Origin of the sequence: Haladaptatus salinisoli (assembly GCF_020614375.1) — an archaeon.
Classification (GTDB): domain Archaea; phylum Halobacteriota; class Halobacteria; order Halobacteriales; family Haladaptataceae; genus Haladaptatus; species Haladaptatus salinisoli.
In genome coordinates this window covers 128,295-152,531 of sequence record NZ_CP085333.1, presented here as the reverse complement: position 1 = coordinate 152,531, position 24,237 = coordinate 128,295, and the positions used below count along the sequence as shown (strand labels likewise).

Here is a 24,237-nt window from a genome sequence, read left to right as displayed (position 1 = left end):
ACAAATGATGGTCTGTGACACACTGTGATGGACTCTGATCCATACAGTCGTGCAATTCGCGACTACTATCTCGACCAGCAAACCGAACCACTCATCGAACGCTGTGGCGGTGAAACACGCGAACATCCAATCGGAGAGTATTATTTTGGCGGATTCGAGCCAACGGATGACTGGCACGACATATGGCTTGCAGGCCCCTTACTCGATATGGGCGCTGGAGTCGGTCAGCACTCACTGTATTTCCAAAAGCGCTTTGAGACCGTTGCAATCGAGATTAGTGAGCATCTTGTGGTGACGTTACGAGATCAGGGTGTGAACGATGCACGGCAGGCCGATATGTTCGCCCTGCGAGAATCATTTGGACAAAACCGGTTTCGCTCGGCGTTCGCCCACGGGACGCAGGTTAGAGCCGCTAGGTCGAGAGGAGGTCTTCGGCAGTTTCTCGGCGATCTCTCCTACGTCACAACAGACGATGCCACAGCGATCATTGACGGCAACGACCCAGATCATGAGCACGCTCCCAAGTTCTTTGGCTATCGTGCTGATCCAGCACCAGGGCTCGGCTTTCGCATCTACCACTTCGAATACGAAGGCGATGTGAGCGAACCGCTGTTACTTCGGTTAGTAAGCCCAAGTCGATTACGTGATGCCGTGGTTGGAACCGGATGGGATGTAGCTGAGATTCGTCGGGGTGAGAATGGACACTACTATCGGGCAGTTCTCACGAAACGCTGAGTAGAGAAAGAGTAGACATACACGAACCTCCGCTCGAAACCGCTGCAAACAGTCGCCTGCCAAAGCCAAGGTGGATACACAGAAGTTAGTATATTATACTAACTAGAGCACGCCCCTCTGCCGCTTGAAAAGAACAAATGAGGGCCGAAAGCGTTCGCAGGAGTCAGTGAGATGCAGCAAGGAAATCCGTCACCCACATATCAGGGCGGGGTGGGTGCAGATCGCCCATTGCAAGCACGGCATCAGGAGTAACAAGACGGTGCCCGCACGGACGCAGATGGACCCACGACGAACCACCCACCGTCATCGTCCCAATAACCTGCAGACAGCGCGGACAGCGGTAGTTGCGCGTCATTCGGTGGCGCCCTTGACACGGAGCAATCCGCCGCAGTCGCCGCAACTGTAGTTCTCAGGCTGTGTGACCACCTTCGAGCACCGATAGCGTGCGAGCCGTTCGTTACAATTCCCTCTGATTCAGGGTGAGAAAGCGTTGCGCATAGATTGCTTCGGGGGTCCCGGGGTGGGTGCACTTCCGCTTATCGATCTATGCGGAAGTAGATGGCTTATGCAAGCAATTGCCGTATTCGAACGGTAGAGAGGCTAGAAGCCAAATAGCCGATAGTATAAATTGAATAGTGCTATATCAAATCCGACCCCTTTGGAAAAGGAGACTACAGCTGGTATAGAGAGTCTGTAATGCACGATTTCGACTGATCCACCGACCTGCAACCACTTCACACTGGAGTTCAAAAGCTAATTCTGATTAGCAATCATACTCCAATATAGTTTGATGTTTATTTGATCAAAGCAGCGGATCACCCAGAAACGAATCCGCTTTGATATCTACTGTACCTCCTATGGTGGATTACCTGAATTGAGGCGCTAAGGCCTCTTCCTCAACGAGCGACCGATGCGAGCGAGTAGGGAGGGGATACAGCGCCGCACGGTTCTCAAACACGTTCGACGCTCGGCCCACAGGCCCACTACCACCTTTATGTTGAAACTTGGTCTAAACACAGATGATGGATAGACACGAAATCGAAGGCCAAAGCAGAACGTGCCTTGTACGACCAACTACGGGACGAAACCGACCTTACCGCGAACCTCGTACAAAAGGGAGTTCGGCGAGCGGTCGAAGCCGTCAAGAGCGGTGTAGTGAGGCTGAAGCGCGGTGAACGAACGTCGCAACCCTACTTTTCCGCCGATGGCGCGGTCTACGACAAACGAAGCGCGACGTTCCACTACGACCATGTCTCCCTTTCGACCGTCAACGGGCGCGTCGAGTGCGACTACATCCTCCCCGAAGACCCCGACCGCCATCCACGGACCTACCTTGAAGACGAGGAGTATGAGTTCCGCATGGCGAACCTACAGCGTCGAGATGGCGAGTGGTTCCTTCATGCGTCTATGCGGAAGGTCGAAGCCGACGACCCCGAACCCGACACCAAGCAGAGAACAGTACTCGGTGTGGACCTCGGGGTAAACAACATCGCCGTTTCGTCCACCGGAACGTTTTGGTCTGCCGATGAACTCAACCACTGGCGTCGAGAGTACGAGAAGCGCCGTGGCTCACTTCAACAGCGAGGATCGCGAGCGGCACACGAAGCTATTGAAGGCGTCGGACGTAAGGAGTACGGACGGTTCGAGATATATCTTCACGGCGTAGCGAACGAACTCATCGAGGAAGCCGTCGAATACGGCTGTTCGCACATTGTCTTCGAGGACCTAACGTATATCCGCGAGAACATCCCGCAGGCGACGTGGCAACACGTGTGGGCGTTCCGCCGGTTATTCCAATACGTCGAGTACAAGGCGGCAGAGCACGGCGTCGAAGCCGTACAAGTCCCACCGAACCACACGTCTCAACGCTGTTCGACGTGCGGCTGTACTCATGAGGACAACCGCGACGGCGAGCACTTCGAGTGCTTGAAATGCGGGTATCAGAACCACGCGGATTACAACACGGCGAAGAATATCGGATTCCGGTATCTCCGTCGGAGGCAAAATGCAGCCGACGGAGGCGCACCAGTAGACGTTGAATCGCGGGACGCTGAACGTGAGTGGGGAGTATGTCCCCCGCTTGCTACCGCGGACGGTGGCATAGAACGGGAGTCTACGCGAAAGCCCTACCCTCGACGAGCGAGGTCGTCAGACCGAGCGAAGTAGGGTAGTTTACTCGGCTGCATCAGCTTTGGCACGACATATTGTAATCCTCGCTGTTCGATATCCTCAAGGATATGCTAGCTGTCAAATCCTCTATCCGTATATTAGTGTCTATACCATTTTATTGGTTTTGACAAAAATCTAGTCCGCGTGTGAGACGATAAACTCAGTTTTCTCTTCCATCAAGTTTGTTGTGATACCGTCGCATAACGTGAGCACTGCTTTACGGTGATCTTCTTTTGAATGGTGAATAGATGTTGGCCGTGTATCTTGAGTTTCATAAGCAGGTATATCAATTGGGGAACTATTTTTTTGATTAAGTTTGTTACGTACTTCTGAAAGAAGTCCATGCAGGTGAATGAGTTCTTGTTTCTTCATCGTAGCACGATCTTCAAACCCTAAACCCATAACCTTTCCTTGAGACACATTCGCAAACAGGCCGATTATTATAGCGATACTTTTGCTGTAATACAACGTCTTCTTTCTTGATTAAGAAGAAACGGCATTTTTGATAGATGATAATTAGAACAATTATGGGAGATAATTATTTTCCCTATTTGTTTCGCATCTCTGTAAGAAATAAGGAATTCAAGAGTCGTAAACTACTCTGTCCTACCGCACTCGGAGTTACTCATCCCTCGCTTCGTGCGGTGGGAGCTTCCTTGTTCACCAATAAGGCGTGCAGATTCACCGGGAATCCACAGTGGTCGCAGTCTCCGAAGGCGTGGATTCGGCCTGTCCCGTGCTTATGGTTCCGCGCTGTCCAGTGCGTGGGAGGCCTTGAGGGCTTCAATTCCACCTACTATCGCGCGTGTGAGAACACCAAAGACGGCGCTGTATCCCCTCCCTACTCGCTCGCTTCGATCGCTCCGTGAGGAAGGGGGCGTACTTACCTGCAATTCGGCTATAGATGGAGCGTGCGAAATTATTGACCTAGATGGAGAAAGCATTGCTATGAACGTGTGAAACACTCAGGAGAATGCCGCTATACCACACTTTCACGAAAAAGAAGGTCTTAATTACGACTGGTTTTCTAGAAGCGTACGAACCTTCTCCGCACGCTCATTGTTTGTGATGAATTGCTTGAACCGCCAATTGAACGTGTCGAGGAGGACATTGATCCCCTTATCGGTGATCGCGTATTCATTAGTGCGTTTATCGAGTTCGCTTTTTTCAACCAATCCTTGTTCGATAAGAGTGTCCAAGTTCGGGTACAACCGACCGTGGTTCACTTCCTCATCATAGTAATCTTCCAGTTCACGCTTTACTGCAAGGCCATACCGAGATTCCTCGGCAAGAACCAGTAGAACGTTTTGCTGGAAGGCAGTTAAGTCGCGAGCAGTTTCCGTTTCGGTGATGGTTTGTGCCTCTGACATGGGGGTCTATTGTGACATGGACTGACAGAGGATATAAAACTTCCTAATTTGAGCAATTTTTACGGCTTTTGTTACAGATATTATCTAGCTGCCATAACCGAGTTGCAGAAAATAGGAGAACAAGAGGGAAATATTCGTGAAGGATGTAAACAATCATACATTCTTACATAAGAGTGATCATCTGTATTTCTGGGCTAAATGTTTGAAGAACAAAACGGGTGAAAACGAAAAGTACATCTCCTCACCATTTACTTCTTAATCACAGTATAATCCTTTTATTAGGTCATGATTGATTATGGCGTTCTGCTCTTGATAGCGTAGAGAGGTGCTATGAACAACGGTAAGAAACCCGCCGGCAAGTCCATTAAGTTACCTGGTGAGCTGACGCCAACTTAGAGAAGTATACGCTTGTATAGTCTCGAAAAACCCAGTGAAAACTAGGATGTACTTAAAGTATCAGTGAATTCCAAGCGCTTCAATTTGCTCTTGGTATCGGTTACGGATGGTGACCTCGGTCACCTGTGCTACATCAGCAACCTCGCGTTGAGTCTTCTTCTCATTACAAAGAAGCGATGCAGCGTAGATTGCGGCGGCTGCGTAACCTGTCGGTGACTTACCCGAGAGTAGACCTTGTTCTGCTGTGGTATCGATTATTTCATTCGCCTTTGATTGCACCTCCTCACTAACATTAAGGTCAGAGCAGAATCGAGGTACATACTGCTTAGGATCAACAGGCTTCATCTCAAGGCCAAGCTCCTGCGATATATATCGGTACGTTCGACCAATCTCTTTTTGATTCACCCGAGACACCTCCGCTACTTCTTCGAGACTCCGCGGAATGCCTTCTTGGCGACAGGCAGCGTAGAGCGTGCTTGTTGCAACACCCTCAATAGAGCGCCCTCGAATTAGGTCTTCTGAGAGTGCTCGACGATAGATGACCGATGCTACTTCGCGAACCGATCGGGGAACACCAAGTGCAGAAGCCATCCGGTCGATTTCAGAGAGGGCAAACTGTAAGTTCCGCTCGCCCGCGTCTTTCGTTCGGATGCGCTCCTGCCACTTTCGCAACCGATGCATCTGGCTCCGCTTTTCCGACGAGAGCGAGCGACCGTATGCGTCTTGATTCTTCCAGTCAATAGTGGTCGTCAACCCCTTATCGTGCATTGTTTGTGTGGTTGGCGCACCCACGCGTGATTTGCTCTGTCGCTCACTGTGGTTGAATGCGCGCCACTCTGGTCCGCGGTCTACATTGTCTTCTTCAACCACCAGTCCACAGTCGTCACAGACCAGCTCTGATTGGTCTGCACTGTTCACGAGGTTTTCCGACCCACACTCGGGACACCCCTGTACTGCCTCCTCCTCAGTTTTGGTTTGCTCCGCACGGCGCTCCCGTTGGCGAGTGGACCGTTTCATCAATGCTCTATACTCACAGGAAACATTTAAACCCCCGGATGGAAAGACACGTTTCGAACTATAGTCGGTATCAGGATAAAAAAGCAAAGAAGTCAAAGCAGTCTGCGTATTCCATATACGTAGTTATTGCATTATGGATAGTAATTATAGGATTAAAAGGACAGAGAGATCTTGGCCTGATGGAGTTCTAACTAGATCTAGTTCCGGTCTCATTCATATCCCATCATAGTTTAATACATTAAGAACAATCATTCAATATCGTGTTACTTCAATCAACTTAGCGGTTTCTATTCGTTTTCAAGTTCATGAAATGAATGGATAGAACGGAAATACCCACTAAAAGGGCAGGTTGCGTATTTTAAAGAAAACTTGGGTGTTCTGTTGAAACCAGAACGGAATCAGTCAGTGACTTCAACAGGTTCTTTTTCGTCGACGTACTGTGCCTCCCACTCATGTCGCGCCTCAATCTCACGCTGTCCGCGACGAGTGAGTGTGTAGTAGTTAGTCCGACGATCCACTTGCCCTTTTTCGACTAGTCCTTTGTCGACGAGTGTATCGAGATTGGGATAGAGACGACCGTGGTGAATGTCTTTTTCGTAATAATCCTCTAGTTCTTCTTTAATGGCAAGGCCATGCGGTTCGTCCAATCCGTTGATGACATACAACAGATCTCGTTGGAATCCGGTTAGGTCGTACATATCCGTCACTATGTTATGTCTACATGGTATTAGTTAAGTGTATTATAATGTTATCATTCTGATTGAACCCAGCATATTATTTGTCTAGAATCTATTGTACTCTCCATTACGAATGCAGAATTTGATTTTCGTATAACATTTATAGCCGAAGCAGAAAGAAACTGGCCCAAGAAAATATAATCATAGAGCAGCCTAATCACCCATATGAAGAAGCAAGAACTGATCCACCTCCATGGACTACTCGTAGAGATCAAAACACGCTATGAGATGCAAAACGACCGAGCGCTCGACTGTACCGATTATGAAGCAACAGGAGTTTACCCTACATCAATTCATCGCTCCAAAACTGACCACCAAGAGGCAGTATTCAAGCTCTCAGAAAAACTTACAGAAGAGATGGAAGAAGAGATACCTACCCCTACACCAAGCTAACAATTGACCACAAGGAGAGTCGCTCATTGGGCAATTCTGCGCTATTCTAATATATTAATCGATAGATTTAATGGAAGAAAAACTGGGCGAGCGTTACTAAAAGGAATAGAGCAACAATACCTCCACCGATGGCAACAGCAGGAAGCGTTACGAGTAGAGGAACACCAAGTTCAGAGCCTCCAAGGATGATGGTACCAAGTACCGACGCGCCGAGATAATATACCTCCCATCGTGTGGCTGTGCTGTCTTCGTCATGAGAGTCGGGGGAATCAGTGGCAGAAACGTTAAGGTAACAATCAAGTCGATTTGCAAGCTCTGTGCGCACAACGGTACCGCGATTCTGATCGTACCTGATTATACCCTCCTTGTCGAGTTTTGGGAGGTGTGATTGATAAAGCGCAATGTACACACGCTGGCGTTCATCCGAAGTAAGCGCTTGGAGGGTTGTATTGTTCTCCCAGGCTGCTACCTGCTCGGCAAGATCCCGCATCTCAACGGGTCCATCATTCTCCTTTAAATAACGAAGGACACCTCGTCGACGTGGTGTCTGAAGAAGGTGGAATATCTTGTCTTTTGAGAGTTCGTGGTCGATACTCTCCTCTTCTTTGTCGTCTGTTGTAACAGCCTTCTCAACATCGTTATATTGATCCTCTACAGCGCTCATGACTAATAGAATTAGCCGCTCAGTAAGTATAAGTCTATTGCGGTCTTCTTTTATCGAAATCAAATTTACTGAATGTGGACCGCTTATTGACCCTATAAGGATAAAAACACCCTGGCTTTTGAGTAGGAGTTTACGCGATTCATAACCGCTTTTGATGGAGGTATAAAGGGAAAGAATAGCAGAACTATCTTTTTTCTCCAGAGTTTGAGGTTTCTAACGGGTTTAGGCGATTAACCACAACATAGTAATTAAGAGTAAGGCATAAAGATAGGATTGCCTAGCGCGGAGGCACGGTACTAATATCCGGCCGTGAGAGTAGTAGCGCTCATGACTTGCTTCCTCTCACGTTTTGCGACTGCCTGTAACCCACGATGAAGTAGAGATTCTTTTAGAAAGAAACGATGAAATGGTAAACAGATGAGGAATGGGTTTATGCTTCAAATTGGGACTTTGTGGCTTCTGGTTCAGTCCCATTTAAGAATACAAGATTTCCGCGACCAACTTGTACACGTGTGATCTCATCATTTTCTTCCATCTTCGAGAGTTTTCTGCTAACGGTCGATTTTGACCATGAAGTTTCCGCCGTAATATCTGACTGTTTCATCCGACCTCCATACTTGAGAAGGAGTGATTTAATACGTTCTTCGTCGGTGAGCATTTCTTCATCAGCGAGATTTCCGACGGGAGATTTTTCGATTGACTCTGTTCCTTCATCCGTTTGGTGGTCAACAGAGGTACTAGAATTAGGTACGGACTCCGCTCTCACTTCATGATCGTCCACTGAGCGGTCGAAAAACCCAGATACCATTGACCGAATTGACGATAGTGGGCCATCGTGTGCATTCACATCTTCCTCGGATGCACCTGTTTCATCAGCTTCGTTTGTCTCTTGACTCGGTGCGTATGCTGGTGAAGTCGTCCACTCAACACCCTCTTCGGAAATTTCGACGATAACGTCAAATAGCGTTTTGAGTGTATTAATCGTTTCTGGGTCGTGGATATCGGGATCCATCTGGAAATAGCCAACCGCATCGGCGGCTTGTATTCGATGGGTGAGAATATGGAGATATCGGAATGCAGTGTCGAAATCGACGTATTCAAGGAGAACAGTTAGCGTTTGTATCGAGACTATTGGTTGCGTTTCGGTAGTAGTCCACTTCTCTAAATGACTGCTCAATGGTACGATGATCTCCATTGGATCTGCTGGATCAACAGTCACCGTTGTGACGTTGTCTGGCATCTGCTCTTCGTACATACCAGGTTGAGCCATACCACTTGCGTGGATGAACTGTGTCTCCTGCGGGAGCCTTCTAAGGTTCGTTTGCCAGTCTTCGAGCCACTGATCAGGTGGTTGAGTATACGTAACGGCTGCAAGGCTCATCTCCTCCGGCGGTGTCGAACCAACGAGTTCCATATGTGCCATGTTGCCGTCTGGCGTTAGCGGTGCGAGTACTAACACGGTCGACGCCCCTCGGAGATCTTCTTCCGAATTTCCGCTATTCATTTGGAACTCACCTTTTGTCCGAATATACTGATTTAAGAGCACTATTCATATCTTTATTTCGGTATTAATACTAGACGACATTATTCGATCTGGATTATTACTTGTTCCTAATTGAGATGCCCTCAATAGAGGAAGAAATGAACCCGTAATAGTGTAGTCATCAGTCTTCATTTTGAGTTTATCTACCTTCGTCGTTCCAGTTCTGCTGTTAATCGTTGTGAACCTTAATTCGCGAGGCGTCATCGCGAAACACGGCTGTGTTATTATTTTCCACCTTGGTAGCTTTACTCATACTTCACCTGGGTAATCCACAGCCCATGTCCATTTGAAGCCATCCGTTAGTTTCCGGGGAAGCCAAATGTGTGGCCATTTCTACCGTTTATTTCTACTTAGGTAAGAAAAAGCATTGCCTTGCAAAAGCAAGCACCCAGTGAACTACCCCGCCCTGCTCGGCCTAACGGCCTCGCTGCGGACGGGCTTCCTGTTTCGATGACGCGCTTTGCAGACACAACCGTGTCCGTAGGGAGCACAGTCTCCACAGGCGTTGAATCGGAGTAAAGCGCAGAGAGAATAAATATTTAAAGTACTTATCAATTTTAAGTGTATTCCGCCGATCGTATTGGTAATACTGAACCGACCCGTCCTATACATCACAAAATCGACCAATGTGCCGAAACGTTTTTAATAAAAACGATCATATTCATCGATTAGTTATCGCACAAAGGCCGTTATTGTCCGTGAAAGAGCTCTTCGCAAGGCAAATTCGGAAGAACCACCAATGAATGAAGCAAACCGATACATTTGATATGGCAGGGATGATGAACTGGGATATAGACAATGTTTAACGAGTCCACCGTTCTCATCGTCGATGACGAACATGCGATTACGGATTTACATGCGCGGTGGCTCGAGGATTCCTATGAAATCCAAACTGCGTATAGCGGAACGGAGGCACTTGAGAAGATAGACGAATCCGTCGATATCGTTCTTCTTGATAGACGTATGCCCGACCTATCTGGTCGAGAGGTATTGGATGAGATTCGCGAGCGAGAACTCAATTGCCGGGTTGCAATGGTGACCGCGGTCGAACCGGATTTCGATATACTCGAACTTGGCTTCGACGCGTACATCTGTAAGCCGGTTTCTGACCCAGAAGAGCTTCAGAATATTGTCTCGACGCTCGAAGCCCGTTCGTCCTACGATTCACAGGTGCAGAAACTGCTCGCACTCTCGTCTAAGAAGGCGGCCTTGGAAGAGCGAAAGGACTCGGAAGAACTCAAGGAAAACGAAGAGTATAACGCTCTTGAAACGGAGTTAGCGTCCCTTCGGGAAGAGCTGTCCGCCGTGGCGATGGATCTTGACAACGAGGACTTGCGTGCGGAGTTCCACAACCGGAACACAGCCAGATCGAAGCTGATCCAGTCGTCAACGGATGACGAAACGGGGACGTAATTTCTCTCCCCCAGTACGGTTCGTGTCCAATTATACGATAGGGCTATGAGTTGCGCTCGTAAACTCGGCATGAGAAAGACAGGTATGATGAGTCCGCTTGCGTGCATTTCGGCCGGCGTCCACGAACTGGATAAGATTGTGTCTAGTGGACTCGTTGCAGAGCAAAGCTTTTCCCTTCACAGTGACCCCAGAACCACAAAGACCGTTCTCACGCCGAATGAACTTGGGCAAGGACAGTTGCCCGACTGCGTTTACGGCGTCTCAAACGGTACACTCGGATGGATGGGCAAAATAGAGCGAATTCTATTTGACGAACGATAAACCGATATGTCGAAAGAGGGACAACGATGAGCAGGTATCGGGAGACGAATACCCACGCGCAGGCTCCGAGCAGTACCGTCCTCCTCCTCATTGACCATAGTGAAAATCGTCGGTTGTTAGACGAGTGGCTGGCCTCGGAGTACGATGTCGTCTTTCCGACCGAAGGACTTGACCCCTCATTCGATCTCTGTATCGTTGATGAACCGTCATTTAATCGGTATCGGGACGAACTTCGTACTTGTAAAGACGCCGCATCGCCAACGTTTCTCCCCTACTTACTCGTTACTTCGACCAGTTCCCCTGCACGGATGCCAAAAGTGTGGCAGGGCCTCGACGAAATTATCACGATTCCCATCGAGAAGGCGGTGTTACAGGCGCGCATCGACGGCTTGCTCGAACGACGTCGACTTTCAGTGAAACTCGAACGCCAGAAAGAAGAGAGCGAAGAGCGCTTCCGGACGCTGTTCCAGACCGCTCCTGATCCCGTGTTCGTTCTGGACTCGGACGGCCAGATTCAGGCGATTAATAATGCTTTCTGCCAAGTGTCTGGACTCGACCGTCCTGCCATCCTCAGCGAGCGAATCAGCGCTATTGACGTGTTCCCCAATGATTCGCTTGAGAAACTTACAGCGAATCTGCGCGAGCGGGAGACGGACGATGAACAGCCGCCGTACTCAGTGACGTACACGGCACCCGATGGGGAGACGCGCTACGCGGAGATAAACACGGCACGGATACAATTCGACGCCGAGCACCCCGAAGTCATCGGTATTTTTCGGGACGTCACCGAGCACAAGCGAAGAAAGCAGGAACTCAAGGATCAGAACAAACGTCTCGACGAGTTCGCAAGCATGCTTGCCCACGAACTCCGCAATCCGCTGGGAATCGCGCAGGGATACCTCCAGGTCGCGGAGGCTGACGGTTCTGACGACGCATTCGAGGAGGTTCGTGGCGCTCTTAGTCGGATGGAGCGGATGATAAACGAGATGCTCGACCTCGCACGCAAGCCCGGCGTCATCGAGGAGACACAGATGACGGCGTTACAGGAGATCGTGGAGGACGTGTGGTCACGCGTCGCACCGCCGGAGGCAACGCTGGTGTTGGAGAACGTCGAGGGCGAGATATCGGCCGACGTGGACAGATTGAGTCAGGTGTTCGAGAACCTCTTTCGCAATGCCATCGAACATGCGGGTGACGACGTGTCGGTTCATATCGAATGCTTCTCTAACGGCGTGTCCGTCGAGGACGACGGTCCGGGTATCCCGCCCGACGAGCGCGAGACGGTGTTCGAGAGCGGATTCACGACGAACGATGGCACCGGTCTCGGTCTCACCATCGTTCAGCAGATCGTCGACGCGCACGGATGGGACATCTCCATCGCCGAGGGTGACGACGGCGGCGCTCAGTTCGAAATCACGGGAATGGAGTTCACCGGACGGGCGGAGTGACCGCCCGTCCGAAGGGGTGGAAACAAAATCTGGGGTACGCGCAGGGGATAGCAGTCGCGTAAACCCAACCTCCTGTGCGGGTCGGTGACCCGCGTCCGTATCGAGGACGGACACCGGAAAAGCATTTTCTCTTACCCGAACCGGAAGTGAAAGTAGTTCGTTCGAAACTCGAACGAAATCGCACCGACGAACCAACGCGCGCTCGCCGCCCCGTTCACCAGCTGTCGCGTCTCACCCGATGTTCGAACGCCGGGTCGGCCGCCGCGCCGCGTTTCAGCGCCGCCCACGGAGTACAGTCGGGGCAGGCGAAGACGGTTCCGTCGTCGTCGCCGAAGGTGCGCGCGAAGTCGGGGTCGACGTGTTCGTTCTCGCAGGACGGGTTTCGACAGGTGACGTACCGCGACCGACTACTCGGGTTCCACGCAGGACGTCGACGCCGTGCGTCGAAGCGTTCTTCCGTCTCAGCCATCGAGAACCACCTTCTCGCGCGCGAGTCGCTCACCGGTCTTTCTATCCCGGAGCTTCCAGAACTCCGCCTCCGCGTCGGGGAGACGACTGCACTGGTGACACCAGAAGTGACTGTTCGTCGGCTCCCAACTGGTGTGGCCATTGGGACACGTGTAGCGCCACTTCGCCGTCGGCGTGTCGATATCGCGAATGCTCATGCGAGTGGCTACGCCCATTCACCTCAAAACACCGAGTCTTACCCGGAGCGAAAGTGAATATTTCGAGTTCGGTCCGCATCCGCCTTCATCTAGCGGTTTTTTCGGTTGAATCGAGAGATTACCGAGCGAAAGTAAAGGCGACGAAGCCGGCGGTCGCGATGGTTTCGCCAGCTTTGGCGGTTTTGACCGTTTGGACGGTTCTGACGGTCCAGATAGTTCTCCGGAACTGACCGTCTTGACGCCGAGCTCGTGGGTTTGTGGAATCGGCTTTGCACGGCATCCTCAGACCGCGCCCCACGGACGTCGGAGAAGGGGGACTTCAGAGTCGGTCGAGGACGTGGTCGACCACGTCGTCTTTCGGCACCTGCGCTTCCTCGCCTGAGTCCATGTCCTGCACCGTCACGACGCCCTCGTTCAAGTCGCGCTCGCCGACGACGACCGTGTAGTCGGCGTTGATGCGGTCGGCGTAGCCGAACTGCTCGCCGACGCTTCGCCCCGTGAGGTCGGTCTCGACCGTCAGTCCTTCGCGGCGAAGCTCCATGGCGTACTCCAGACCGACCTCGCGCACCGAGTCGGAGACGTTCAGAACGTACGCGTCGGTCGAGACGGCTTCGTCGGGCCACTCGCCCCGTTCCTTCAGCAACTGCATCGTCGTCGAGTAGCCGAACGCGAATCCGATGGCCGGAACGTCGCGGCTTCCGAACTGGCCGATGAGGTCGTCGTACCGCCCGCCGCCGAACAGGGCGCGGAGGTCGCTCTCGGTGGCGAACGCCTCGAAGACGAGGCCGGTGTAGTAGTCCATTCCGCGGACGATGGAGAGGTCGAAGGTGCACATCGACTCGACGCCGTAGCCGGCGAGGGCGTTGTAGAGGTCGTGCATGCGGTTGATCGCGTCGTCCGCGCCCTCGGGCGCTTTGTCCGAGAGTTCGACCAGCGAACTCTCCATCTCGCCGCCGATGGCCGTGAGTTCGTCTATCTCCTTGGCTGTGTCGCGGTCGACGCCCTCCTCGCGGAGCTGCCCGAGAAACTCCGCGCGGCTGAGTTTCTCCTTCTTGTCGATGACCCGCATCACATCCTCGCTCTCGGAGACGTCCATCGCTCGCAGGAGCGCGTCGAGTAGTTTTCGGTCGTTCAGCTTGAACTCCACCGCGTCGGCGACGCCGAGTTTCTCGAAGATGGTCGCGGCGCAGGCGATTATCTCCGCGTCCGCCTCGACCGATTCGACGCCAAAGATGTCAATGTCGGTCTGGAAGAACTCCCGGTCTCGGCCCTTCTGTATCGCCTCGTAGCGCCACCGCTTCGAGGTGTCGAACCACTTGATTGGCGTTCCGAGGTCTTTACGTTGTTGTACCAATCGTGCTCGGGTTGGCGTCTGCTCGGGAATGAGCGTCACCTCACGCCCGCCCTTATCCTCGAAGCTATACGTCTGTTCGACGATCTCCTCGCCTGATTTCACCCTAAACAGATTAGTCAGTTCGACGCTCGGCGCGTCAATCTCGCGGAACCCAAACTCCCGGGCCGCCGCCTCCACAGCGTCCACGACCTCGCGCCATGCCGCCCACTCCTCCGGGTAACGATCGTAAAAACCCTTCAGGCTCTCAAACTCGTCCATGCTTCGCGTATCGAAGGCAAGCAATTTACCTCTGGCTATCTTCGGTCTTGAATGGTGGTAGGACCTTTCAATAGTACGGAGCACCTACCGAGCGCCACTTACGGGGAAATGTTGTGAATTTTCCATATTACCTCCAAATAGCAGGATTACGTAACGTCCTCGACCGCCCGTAAGAGCGGAGCTTCCGATAATGGTAAACCTCGGGTTGAAGATTTTAGGCCTTAAACGCCGCAACATCGTCTGTCCAGGTTCTGGACTCGGCGTACGATGTCCTGTGGTCGAGATACCGAGGACACAGATGTGAAATACCGCGAACGATTCGAGTCAATTCTTCAGTCGGCCGACTTGGCAGACCAGAGGATATGCCGAGTGCCGTGGCCTTCTTGGCCAGCGACGATACGACGTACATTACGGGGGACGTATCTTATCGCCGACGGAGACATAGTAGGTGATACAGGATGACGCGCTCCTGTTGTATTGCGGCGAATAAAAACCCTAATTAGTCGGTGGCGGTACCTGAACGTGGCGCAGGCAGTGTTTAACAAAACGACTTCAGGACGCCATTGTACTCGATGGCGCTCGAGGGATGGGTTTCCGGCGGGACGGTGTCGCTCTTGCTCGTATTTTCGCTGGTTACCGCCGGCGTGAGCGCGCCGGCGACGGCGCAGTCTACAGCCGAACCGCCGGGCGTCTCGATTTCGGTCGAGCGAAACGCCGACGATGCGGCGAAGGTCCGATATCACCTCGAATTTGAGACACCGCAGCGAGCGTTTTGGCTCATTAACTACACTGGAAACGTGGTGTCCTCCGAGGGGTTCGTGGCGGATCGGACGAAGGATGGTAACCATGCACTTCGCTGGGACAGTGAAACTAAATCACCGTCGGTGACTGTTGTCGCCAACGTTGGAAATGGGTCCGAGTACGCCGCTACTGATAAGTGGGTGCTCGCGCCGACGCCGAGGCTCACGGTTGCATGGTCGCCGGGTGAAAACGGCGAGTGGCGCTACGACCATCTCTTGGATGACGACTATCCCGGTTCAAGCGTCGAGTTCGCCAACTCGGGTGTGCTTGGGTCAATGTTCACCTACGTCGGGCCGTACGAGGAACGCATCCACCGAGCGGATGGCCAGCGGTTCCGGATGGTAATCGGCGCAGGTGCCACGCCCGCTAGTCCACCCCGGAAAGTGTTTGAGTCGCTCGGAACGGCGAGCGAACATTTTCCAGGCGAGTCTCCGGACGAGGTGTTGCTCTTCGTCCTGTCTGATCCTATCTGGCGCGGTGGATACGCCTCACCCCAAAGCGATGAGTTCTGGGTGCACGAAGACGCTAGACTCTCCGACCCGCAGAACCTCTGGATTCACGAGTACGTCCATACACGCCAGTCGTTCACACTTGGGGAACGAATGCGGTGGTTTCGCGAGGCTAGCGCCTCCTACTTCGCGTCCGACCTGACGATTCGACAGGATCGAACTTCTCAATCCGCGGTCGCACGGACGCTCTCGGCGAAACAGTACGACGAGGCGGTTCTCTCAAGGCCGACCACATGGGTGAGCCGCGAGGTGCCGTACTACCAAGGCGCGCTCATGCTATGGGCGTTGGACGCAAAAATCCAGAACGCAACCGGCGAAAAGCGAAGTCTGATGGACGTGTTTTACCGGATGAATCGCCACGAGGGACCAGTGACCTACACAGATTTCGAGAAGATCGTCGCCGACGTAGCCGGAAAGCCGATGGACACGTGGCTCGCTCGATACGTCACAACGCCCGCGAATCTTAACGTGCAAGGGCTAAAGGGTGGAATCGGTGAGGGGAAGACCGACGGTAGCGGAGTCGACGACTCGACCGGCGGGAAGGCATCTGGCGGAAACGACAGCAGATCGGATGGCGACCGACCACCAGCGATGATCGGCGATTTGCCCTCGACGCTGATGGCGTGGAGCGGTCTCGGTTTCATTGGACTCATGTTCGGGTGGACCGTCGCGAAGTACTTACCTAGGCTGGTGGACCAGCTACGGAATGAGAAAGAGGAGTAACGGGGGAGAGACGGTGCTTGGGGTCACCAGTTGAACGGCATTCCTGCCTTCAGTATCGCCGCGAATCCGGCGAGCAAAGCCGCAATGATCTTCAGCCACACCGTAATAGCATCACCCCACAGCTTCAGTACAGCGCCGAACAGACGCAAGCGTCTGAGCTTCTTGGCGCACGGTACGTCTCTCGAGTTCTTTGGCGGGATTTCGTCCGCCGTCTGTTTGTCGTCGTTCATAATGGTGAGCGGCGATAAGGGAGTCGGCGGGTCGAATTTCCTCATCGCACTTTATTTTGAATTTGTTTGTACAAAAATAAATTCCTTAAGTGCGGTGAAAGTGATTTTTAAAACTGTATTCGATTGGGATTCTGACTATCGAATTGAGAAGTTCCATCTTGGTTGTAGTGCTCTCGGGAGAAGGTGTGTCCTTACTCTCCGTTAATGCTTCCTCGGGCTTCAATACTGATGAAGCAGAGTTCGAACTGCAAACCTGAAAACCCCTTTCTCCAGAAAACAGCGGTAAAACGTAAGGGGCTTGCTCTCATCGTTGTGAGACGATGTCCGAAAATTTCGAGCCGTCATGGCTTCACCTCACGCCTGACGAGGAGATACTATGGGCAGGTCACCGGAGTGTCTACTACGTTCTTCCGGCCGTGACGGTTGGTTCCCTGCTCATCCTGATAGGGGCGGGGGTGACCGGAAGCGGCATCCTCGGCGGGCTAGGATGGATCGCGCTCCTCCTCGTTCCGATTGGCTTTGCCGTCGCGGTGCCGCCGTTCCTCCGCTGGCGGAGCGAGTGGTACGTCCTCACAACGGAGGAGGTGTACCATAAGACGGGCGTGTTTGGACAGGACGTGACGCAGGTTCGACTCGATCGAATTCAGAACACAACCTACTCACAGTCGCTCGTAGAGCGAGTATTCAACTACGGCGACGTTACCATCCACACGGCGGGCACGGGATCCGTCAACCTCGTTTTCGAGAACATCGCCGACCCACAACGAGTGAATGGCCTGCTGACTGATCAGTTGGATAGGGTATCACCAAGGAGGCAGTTTTAGTGCAGAATCGGGGTGAACTCTTCGAAAAGCGTGTTTCCGAGGTTGGAAGCTGGACACGGTGTGTTCTCTGTATTCATTTTCCTGGTGAACCGCCTTGGGGTCAAGCCCCGAGGCTTCCCGTGGTTTAGTCGGACACTCCCATCTGACCATCGGCCTGATAGCCTCAAACGGTCGGGGCATCCAAAGTCCCCGATGCCTGCCGTCACACCTTCCGAACAACGGGAAGGCTGTTGAGAGCAGGTACATTCCAATCGAGTTTCTTTACGCCTTTCACGGCGATATTGACGCTTATACCACGGGCGCTGTGGTCTTGATGGGAACACGACCGACATTTGAACCGCTTCTTGTTGCGGTTCGCATGCTCCATGTGTCCGCATATCGGACACCGCTGGCTGGTGTACTCGGGGTTAATCCACGCGGTCGGAATCTCCTCGAATGACGCCTTGTACGACGTATAGAACTGGAGAGCGCGGAACGGGAGGTGGTGCAAGCGCCGGTTCATCCGCGTGCCGTAGTCGATACTGTCGCGCATCTCTTTGAGGTCTTCAAAGACGATGCACGGCTTCCCAAACTGCTGGCTCTACTCCGCGATGTGCTGAGATACCTTGTAAGTCGGTCACGGACGAATCGTTTCTCGCGTCCTTCAAGCGTGTAGTGGATGCTGTCCTTCCCCGCGTTCTGGACGCGCTTCCGCATCGTGAAATAGCGGTGACGCTCGAATTTGATTTCGGGAAAGTCGATGACCAATGTATCTTCGACATCGTTTTCGGAGAGGGCGGTGAGAGCCACGTGATCCTCGTTCACGTCCACACCAACGACCGTCCGTGAGTCCTGCTTATCTCGAACGGTCTGCTCGGTGTTGGTGACGTTGACGTGCAACTCGGGGTTGCCGTTGTGGAACAGGGCTTCCGCTGTCCCAATTTTCCACTGTTCGCTTTCGAGTGCGGTCTTGAGAATGGTCGAGGTGAATGTCACTCCCTTTGAGGACGCCCTTGACGTGCTTGTACGGCTTCGCACTGATGCGGAACTCCACTCGTTCAGCTGCTTGTGGACGTTTCACTGGCCAATCAACGAACTCAATTTAATGATTGAAGTGACGCGTCTCGGTCGCTACTATAAGACGTACCTCTGTCGCGACCGATATCTGTCCGAGGTGAATACAGAGACATTCGAGACGGAACTCATGCTCCCCTCTATGACCACTATTCCTCAGGTCTCATCTTCGGCTGTTTATTGACGTTTGAATGCGCCGACGGGTCGCGCCTGACGGTAGAGATAACGCATCTCGCGAAGACAGAATAGCTCCTCATCATGGCTCACACCGTCGCTCGTTCTTATTATCCTCTTTGAGGATCCTCGCGCTTTAGCGCGGGGAGGATATCAAAGCAGTTCGATACCCTGTAGCTCACCGAGCGGCTGACGCTCCTCAGCGACAGGTTTGAGTCGATCTACCTGAGGGTCAAGCCACCCGCACGCCCACTGCGTCTCGATGCGGAGATAATCTTCCGCGAACGTTTTTAGTAGGAGTGTAAACCGGCTGTCCCGCCGGTCAATGTCGTGAACACAGCAATCGATAGTCACGCCTGCAACAGTGACGCGGAGTGCATCTTCGATTTGAAGGTCGACGAATGTATCGACTAATCCAGAAACCTCGTGACAACGTTCGGTCGCACTCATGATGATTCGACGTTTTTTCCCCGTCACCAAAAAGGGGAGATATGGTTTCGTACCGTTTTATCCTCTAATCGACAGCTAAAACCATATCCTACCCTTGCAATTTCGATGTTTTCATATCATACTACATTCATTCCACGTTATCCTTTATAAATGGTAAGAGTACGAAGGCTAACTTCAGATATTATATCATGTTCTCATTCAATATATAAGTCTAAAATTACCACGATAGAAGAGACGAATCATAATCCAAGTCATCGACTAGGCCATTCAAGAAGCAAACAGACATTCCATGGAAATCCAATTCGCATTTGTAAGTTTTGCCTCCGTCGGAATATCTGTGAGTGTTAGGACAACACCGAGCCATTGCTCTGTCGTCACGGTGACGAGCGGTGGTAGACGCTGCTGGCTGCGATATACTGACGCGCATCCTCCGTGCCGAACTTGGCTCTCGGAACAACGTGCTATGGCTGGGGCGTGAGTACATGGAGTTTTCATGGAAGTACGAAATCCGGGACGTGGGGGCGGAATGGCCATTCTCGAGGAGTCGAACCCACTCGGAATAGTCTTACTACCTCACAAGACCTTCTTTGACCGTGACCCGGAGTTAGACCGTGAATAATTATACTGCTTCTAGCAGTATGTTGCGTCATGCAGGCAATCGTTTTGGCTGCGGGTGAGGGTACACGGATGCGACCGCTATCTTCCTCGTGTCCCAAGCCCATGTTGCCAGTTGCGGAGGAACCACTAGTTGCGCACACGGCACGCACTGCTGTAGAAGCTGGAGCAGATGAACTCATTCTCGTCGTCGGCTATGAGGCCGAGATGGTTCGTGAGTACTTCGGCACGGAGTACGCTGGAATCCCAGTCGAGTACGCGATACAGGAAGAACAGCGCGGCACGGCGGACGCGGTTCGCGCGGCGCAAGAACATATCGACGGACGGTTTGCAGTGTTGAATGGCGATAATCTGTACGACGCGCCCGCGGTAAAGCACCTTTTCGAGAGTGGGCCGAGCCTCGGCACGTACCGGGTAGACGACCCATCGAACTACGGTGTCATCTCGGCGGACGGTAACCGCGTAACTGGCATCGTCGAGAAACCTGCCGACCCACCGACCGACCTCGCCAACACCGGAGCCTACGTCTTCCCCGAGGAAGCGCGCGATTGGCTCGAGGTGGGTGAAAGCGAACGCGGTGAGTACGAGATCACGGATGTAGTAGAGCGCGTTATCGCGGAATACGACGTGACTGCGGTGGAACTGGAGCGGTGGCTCGACGTAGGTCGTCCATGGGAGCTGCTCGAAGCTAATGAGTGGAAGCTTGGCGAACTGGAGCGGGACATACAGGGCGACGTAAGTGAACTAGCAACGCTCGATGGAAGTGTTGTCGTCGAAGAGGGTGCGACGGTGAAACCGGGCGTTGTCATTGAAGGTCCCGCACTCATTCAATCGGATGCAACCATTGGGCCGAACGCTTATATCCGCGGGGCGACGCTCGTGAGTACAGGAGCAAAAGTCGGCCACAGTGTCGAAGTGAAAAATAGTGTACTCTCGCCCGGCGCTACGCTTGGCCACCTCTCCTATGTCGGCGATAGTATCCTCGGACGTAATGTGAACTTCGGTGCAGGGACAAATGTGGCAAACCTCCGGCATGACGGACAAGCAGTGAAACACACCGTAAAGGGAGACCGTGTTTCAACCGATCGTCGGAAATTTGGGGTCGTTGTCGGCGACAATGCAAAAACTGGTATTAACACTAGCCTTTACCCAGGCGTGACGCTCTCACCTGGAATAACAACACTTCCCAACGAAGAAGTCTCTCGAGATAAGTGACTTCTTCTCCGTGACCTACCTCGTCCTGCTCGGCCTAACGGCCTCGCTGAGGACGGGGGCTTAGCACCTGCATACAGCTAATGTATCGGCCGGGTAAGATAGAAAAGACACATATAGTCCGTTTGCAGGTTGCGGAGATAGTTCAAACAAGGAAGCCCCTATCACCTTTCTCCTCACTCCGATCGTCCATTAGACAAGGAGCCTCATGTCTAAGCTTAGATGGAGAAACGATAGATTACCAATTTTGTTTCGTCTGTTTCACCAATTTAGCTTCTGGATAGTAATGGTGTCGCCTCCTGAAAAATAAGACGCCATGTCGATGGATATGAAGGCGTCACAAAACGTCGATAGTAGCTCAATGGCTGATACGCAGTGTCAGAACTGCGATTCATTCGTGACACCTCAATTTGCTCGTGTTTTCGGAAATAACAGAAATGAGGTATACGGCTGTTTTGAATGTATGACGGCCACAGAAGTAAAACGAGGTCGCGCCAATCATCCTGAAGAGGCCCACCGCGCTCGTAAGGAAATGCGTTAGTGACAATTTTATCGTTTCTTCAGTCGGAGGCGCAAAATACAGGGAAAATAGCTGAACAAGAGGAACTACCCCAGACCTGTACCAGTGACATCCTCCCGCGCCTCAAGATGCGGGCGTCCCACACGCCGGTCGTGCTGAGTAGGGACAGTTACGGTTCGCACCCCGATGAGGTGCTGGCACTGCCACGCCACCGGTACTCCTATCGTGTCCGGGAAACGGACGGGACTTGGAGGTACCTGATTGTTTTGTGTCGGTTGGGTGTCCGAGGGTTTACGTATTTGATGCGGCAAACACCGAGTCAACTGACAGTTTTCGGACCGTCAGAATTCGATGGGAAACCATTGAATCGACTGAGATAGATATGCACGGAGGGCACCTACGTCTTTACCGTGCATCGAAAGTAAACAAACACGGCGATTCATCCACGCCCTTAAGGTCGTAGTCTTCTCGCCTGCGATTCTATAACAACGTTCGCTAATTACCGGAAGAAATGAATAGTGGAAATAGCCGCATAGAGCATAACGACGAAGGCACCGAGAAAGTGACCGGGAAGGGCTGAGAGAAACGGTAAATTTATCCATGAACCCACAAGCGTTCCAACGCTTGCTACGGTCGCCCAACGGTAGTAGTGGAACCAGCGGTCGTCATCTTGAATAGTGGCATCTAGTTCAAGATCTGTATCATCAGTCTCAAGCGTATTAAGATATGGATCAAACTGCTCAGCTAGCGGACCCCGCTCAACAACGCCACGACTTTGATTATATTTAATGATATCTTCTTTGTCGAGTTTTGGGAGGTGTGATTGATAAAGCGCAATGTACACACGCTGGCGTTCATCCGAAGTAAGCGCTTGGAGGGTTGTATTGTTCTCCCAGGCTGCTACCTGCTCGGCAAGATCCCGCATCTCAACGGGTCCATCATTCTCTTTTAGATAGCGAAGTGCATCCCGACGACGCTGCGTCTGAAGGATATGGAAAATTTTGTCCTTCGTAAGGTTGTCCGGCGATTCGTCAGATAATACTGCTGATTCATCAGCGGGCGTCTCCGTTGTAGCGCTCATGCTTCTTCGCTACAGCCGAGACATGGATGGGATATAAAGTACGGCGATCCTTTCGTTCTTTTCCGCGTCGTTTTATTCCGTTCAAGTCTTGCGATTGTACGATTTGAACGGAGTAAATAGATAGCCAAGATTTACCATTTTTATTCCTTTTTTAACCAAAACGATACATCATAGTGAGGATTAATTGTCAGTAACTGAATGCAATAACGTCAAAATGGTGTATAAAACGATGATTACTATTGTCGACTGCTTTGGCGAGAAAGAAGCAAGTATACCAACGTCAAGTATGGCGCAGCCGAAGATGAGTATCGAGAACACTGACAGAGCGAGATAGTACCAAGCGTATCTCGTTGCCCGATTTTTCATACTCATCGAATGTGTGTTCGGAGGCCTGAGTACACGTTTAGCAGTAGTCCTGGAAGCTGTCGCAGTTCAGGTCGGCGTGCATGTCGAAGGTAGCGGAAGCCGGTACGAAGCTGGCCCTCATCCAAATATTGTCGAGCGAGTATGTAGTGGTGTGCGCCGGTTACATCGATCCCCTGCCGTTCCAACCGCTCAACTTCCTCTGCAAACGTCCGTCGGAAGTGTTCATCGGCTTTAGCGACCGCATCTGCGGGAGGTGACCCGGTCTCATAGCGCAAAAGCAGGGGTTCGTTTACGCAAGCGAGTTTTCCATGTTTGAGTACACGGATAAGAAACTCGGGATCTTGGAATCGGTTAAACGACTCATCGAAGCCGTCTATGGTTCGCACAACGTCACTTTTCACGAGTAGCGATGACCCTGCACTCGTATGGAGATCATCGCTTAGAATGAGCCCAATAAGCTCTTTTCCACCTTCTGCACCTTCGGTCTTGTTTCGCCGTGAAATGAGTCGCGTCACCCACCTTACGAGCGGACTCTGTCCACCGGGACGAACTGTCTCTGCTTCACAGTAGGCAGCAACCCAGTCATCAGAACGCAATTCAAGAGTGAGTACTTGCTTTTCGAGCTTTGTGGGGAGCCACACATCGTCGGAATCAAGAAATGCCATGTACTCCCCGTCGGCGTGCTCAATTCCCGTGTTTCGCGCAGCGCTTGCTCCCTTATTTATTTCATGCTGGATGAATTGAATCCGCTCATCGTCATAGGACGCAACCACATCCTCCGTGTTGTCCTCAGAGGCGTCATCAACGATGATGAGTTCCAAATTTTCGAGTGTCTGAGAGAGAACGCTCTCGATAGTCCGAGGGAGGGCATCTGCTCGGTTGTACGTCGGCACAATGACGCTCACACTTGGGGCCATTTTTGCTTGCATGTCCGTTTTCGCAGTGTATTATTATCGACCACCTAATCGAAAAGCACAATCGTGAACTGCCTCAGGGCCTGACTTGAGGCAGTTAGCTTGTTTCGTCTCTAGGCAAGACCATAGCGACGAATAACAGTAGAAGTAATCCAAGATATCCACCAGGGAAACCGACATAGAGAAACTCAGCATATCCCCTGTGGCAAGTACTCTTGGCTTCTCAAGTAGTAACCACGAACTTAGCCACCAGATAATAAACTCCAGCGAATACCTCCGCAT

22 protein-coding genes and 2 pseudogenes are annotated in these 24,237 nt (G+C 52.1%); 10 read left to right on the top strand and 14 right to left on the bottom strand.

The genetic code is table 11. The features are described 5' to 3' along the window. Window positions 1–27: 27 nt before the first annotated feature. Window positions 28–735, top strand: coding sequence for a class I SAM-dependent methyltransferase (locus tag LIX00_RS24940; RefSeq protein WP_227357641.1), 708 nt, complete (start codon window positions 28–30; stop codon window positions 733–735). 1,038 nt (window positions 736–1,773) lie between these two features. Further along, a pseudogene (locus LIX00_RS24935) lies at window positions 1,774–2,839 on the top strand (RNA-guided endonuclease InsQ/TnpB family protein); the annotation flags it as partial. 200 nt (window positions 2,840–3,039) lie between these two features. Here LIX00_RS24935 and LIX00_RS24930 read toward each other — a convergent pair. From LIX00_RS24930 to LIX00_RS24915, 4 genes are all read right to left on the bottom strand, one after another. Further along, complete coding sequence (locus tag LIX00_RS24930) at window positions 3,040–3,276, bottom strand: UPF0058 family protein (RefSeq protein ID WP_227357640.1); 237 nt, start codon at window positions 3,274–3,276, stop codon at window positions 3,040–3,042. Between the two features lie 641 nt (window positions 3,277–3,917). Then, window positions 3,918–4,274, bottom strand: a complete 357-nt coding sequence (locus LIX00_RS24925; RefSeq protein WP_227357639.1) for a PadR family transcriptional regulator — start codon at window positions 4,272–4,274, stop codon at window positions 3,918–3,920. 456 nt (window positions 4,275–4,730) lie between these two features. Beyond that, window positions 4,731–5,687 (bottom strand): transcription initiation factor IIB, encoded by a 957-nt coding sequence (locus LIX00_RS24920; RefSeq protein WP_227357638.1) that lies wholly within the window; start codon window positions 5,685–5,687, stop codon window positions 4,731–4,733. 398 nt (window positions 5,688–6,085) lie between these two features. Beyond that, entirely contained in the window at window positions 6,086–6,385 is a 300-nt protein-coding gene (locus LIX00_RS24915) for a PadR family transcriptional regulator (protein ID WP_227357637.1), read from the bottom strand. A 204-nt stretch (window positions 6,386–6,589) separates the two neighbouring features. On the opposite strand from LIX00_RS24915, the gene LIX00_RS24910 reads away from it, so the two are divergent. Further along, the gene (locus LIX00_RS24910) at window positions 6,590–6,817 is read left to right on the top strand and encodes a UPF0058 family protein (protein WP_227357636.1); all 228 of its coding nucleotides are present in this window, start codon (window positions 6,590–6,592) and stop codon (window positions 6,815–6,817) included. Between the two features lie 67 nt (window positions 6,818–6,884). On the opposite strand, the gene LIX00_RS24905 is transcribed toward LIX00_RS24910, so the two are convergent. Both LIX00_RS24905 and LIX00_RS24900 read right to left on the bottom strand, forming a co-directional pair. Next, a complete protein-coding gene (locus LIX00_RS24905; RefSeq protein WP_227357635.1) occupies window positions 6,885–7,481 on the bottom strand; it encodes a DUF7344 domain-containing protein in 597 nt (198 codons plus the stop codon). Between the two features lie 430 nt (window positions 7,482–7,911). Beyond that, window positions 7,912–8,904 carry a helix-turn-helix transcriptional regulator gene (locus LIX00_RS24900; protein ID WP_227357634.1) on the bottom strand — a complete coding sequence of 331 codons (993 nt, stop codon included), beginning with the start codon at window positions 8,902–8,904 and terminating at the stop codon, window positions 7,912–7,914. A 918-nt stretch (window positions 8,905–9,822) separates the two neighbouring features. Here LIX00_RS24900 and LIX00_RS24895 point away from each other — a divergent pair. Further along, window positions 9,823–10,437, top strand: coding sequence for a response regulator transcription factor (locus LIX00_RS24895; protein WP_227357633.1), 615 nt, complete (start codon window positions 9,823–9,825; stop codon window positions 10,435–10,437). Between the two features lie 629 nt (window positions 10,438–11,066). Further along, complete coding sequence (locus LIX00_RS24890; protein WP_227357632.1) at window positions 11,067–12,206, top strand: two-component system sensor histidine kinase NtrB; 1,140 nt, start codon at window positions 11,067–11,069, stop codon at window positions 12,204–12,206. Window positions 12,207–12,420: 214 nt separating this feature from the next. On the opposite strand, the gene LIX00_RS24885 is transcribed toward LIX00_RS24890, so the two are convergent. The 3 genes from LIX00_RS24885 to hisS all read right to left on the bottom strand — a co-directional run bounded on the left by LIX00_RS24885 (window position 12,421) and on the right by hisS (window position 14,483). Continuing rightward, window positions 12,421–12,675: a DUF7563 family protein gene (locus tag LIX00_RS24885; RefSeq protein ID WP_227357631.1), complete on the bottom strand. Its 255-nt coding sequence runs from the start codon at window positions 12,673–12,675 to the stop codon at window positions 12,421–12,423. Continuing rightward, window positions 12,668–12,871 carry a hypothetical protein gene (locus tag LIX00_RS24880; protein WP_227357630.1) on the bottom strand — a complete coding sequence of 68 codons (204 nt, stop codon included), beginning with the start codon at window positions 12,869–12,871 and terminating at the stop codon, window positions 12,668–12,670. The genes LIX00_RS24885 and LIX00_RS24880 overlap by 8 nt, the downstream gene beginning before the upstream one ends. Before the next feature lie 319 nt (window positions 12,872–13,190). Further along, complete coding sequence (hisS, locus tag LIX00_RS24875; RefSeq protein ID WP_227357629.1) at window positions 13,191–14,483, bottom strand: histidine--tRNA ligase; 1,293 nt, start codon at window positions 14,481–14,483, stop codon at window positions 13,191–13,193. A gap of 362 nt (window positions 14,484–14,845) precedes the next feature. On the opposite strand from hisS, the gene LIX00_RS26050 reads away from it, so the two are divergent. Beyond that, window positions 14,846–14,935 (top strand): hypothetical protein, encoded by a 90-nt coding sequence (locus LIX00_RS26050; RefSeq protein ID WP_255679382.1) that lies wholly within the window; start codon window positions 14,846–14,848, stop codon window positions 14,933–14,935. A 120-nt stretch (window positions 14,936–15,055) separates the two neighbouring features. After that, window positions 15,056–16,516: a M1 aminopeptidase family protein gene (locus LIX00_RS24865; protein ID WP_227357628.1), complete on the top strand. Its 1,461-nt coding sequence runs from the start codon at window positions 15,056–15,058 to the stop codon at window positions 16,514–16,516. Between the two features lie 23 nt (window positions 16,517–16,539). Here the strand turns inward: LIX00_RS24865 and LIX00_RS24860 are convergent, their stop codons facing one another. Next, a complete protein-coding gene (locus LIX00_RS24860) occupies window positions 16,540–16,791 on the bottom strand; it encodes a hypothetical protein (RefSeq protein ID WP_227357627.1) in 252 nt (83 codons plus the stop codon). A 275-nt stretch (window positions 16,792–17,066) separates the two neighbouring features. On the opposite strand from LIX00_RS24860, the gene LIX00_RS24855 reads away from it, so the two are divergent. Further along, entirely contained in the window at window positions 17,067–17,570 is a 504-nt protein-coding gene (locus tag LIX00_RS24855) for a PH domain-containing protein (RefSeq protein WP_227357626.1), read from the top strand. A 163-nt stretch (window positions 17,571–17,733) separates the two neighbouring features. Here the strand turns inward: LIX00_RS24855 and LIX00_RS24850 are convergent. Both LIX00_RS24850 and LIX00_RS24845 read right to left on the bottom strand, forming a co-directional pair. Next, a pseudogene (locus LIX00_RS24850) lies at window positions 17,734–18,603 on the bottom strand (RNA-guided endonuclease TnpB family protein); the annotation flags it as partial. Window positions 18,604–18,950: 347 nt separating this feature from the next. Continuing rightward, window positions 18,951–19,247 (bottom strand): hypothetical protein, encoded by a 297-nt coding sequence (locus tag LIX00_RS24845; protein WP_227357625.1) that lies wholly within the window; start codon window positions 19,245–19,247, stop codon window positions 18,951–18,953. Window positions 19,248–19,895: 648 nt separating this feature from the next. On the opposite strand from LIX00_RS24845, the gene glmU reads away from it, so the two are divergent. Next, on the top strand, window positions 19,896–21,077 hold the full coding sequence (gene glmU / locus LIX00_RS24840) for a bifunctional sugar-1-phosphate nucleotidylyltransferase/acetyltransferase (RefSeq protein WP_227357624.1): 1,182 nt from the start codon (window positions 19,896–19,898) through the stop codon (window positions 21,075–21,077). A gap of 313 nt (window positions 21,078–21,390) precedes the next feature. Beyond that, window positions 21,391–21,615: a DUF7563 family protein gene (locus LIX00_RS26440; RefSeq protein ID WP_438267129.1), complete on the top strand. Its 225-nt coding sequence runs from the start codon at window positions 21,391–21,393 to the stop codon at window positions 21,613–21,615. A gap of 478 nt (window positions 21,616–22,093) precedes the next feature. Here the strand turns inward: LIX00_RS26440 and LIX00_RS24830 are convergent, their stop codons facing one another. Together LIX00_RS24830 and LIX00_RS24825 are read right to left on the bottom strand one after the other, a co-directional pair. Then, window positions 22,094–22,675 (bottom strand): DUF7344 domain-containing protein, encoded by a 582-nt coding sequence (locus LIX00_RS24830; protein ID WP_227357623.1) that lies wholly within the window; start codon window positions 22,673–22,675, stop codon window positions 22,094–22,096. A gap of 368 nt (window positions 22,676–23,043) precedes the next feature. Continuing rightward, window positions 23,044–23,958, bottom strand: a complete 915-nt coding sequence (locus tag LIX00_RS24825; RefSeq protein ID WP_227357666.1) for a glycosyltransferase family 2 protein — start codon at window positions 23,956–23,958, stop codon at window positions 23,044–23,046. Between the last annotated feature and the right edge of the window lie 279 nt (window positions 23,959–24,237).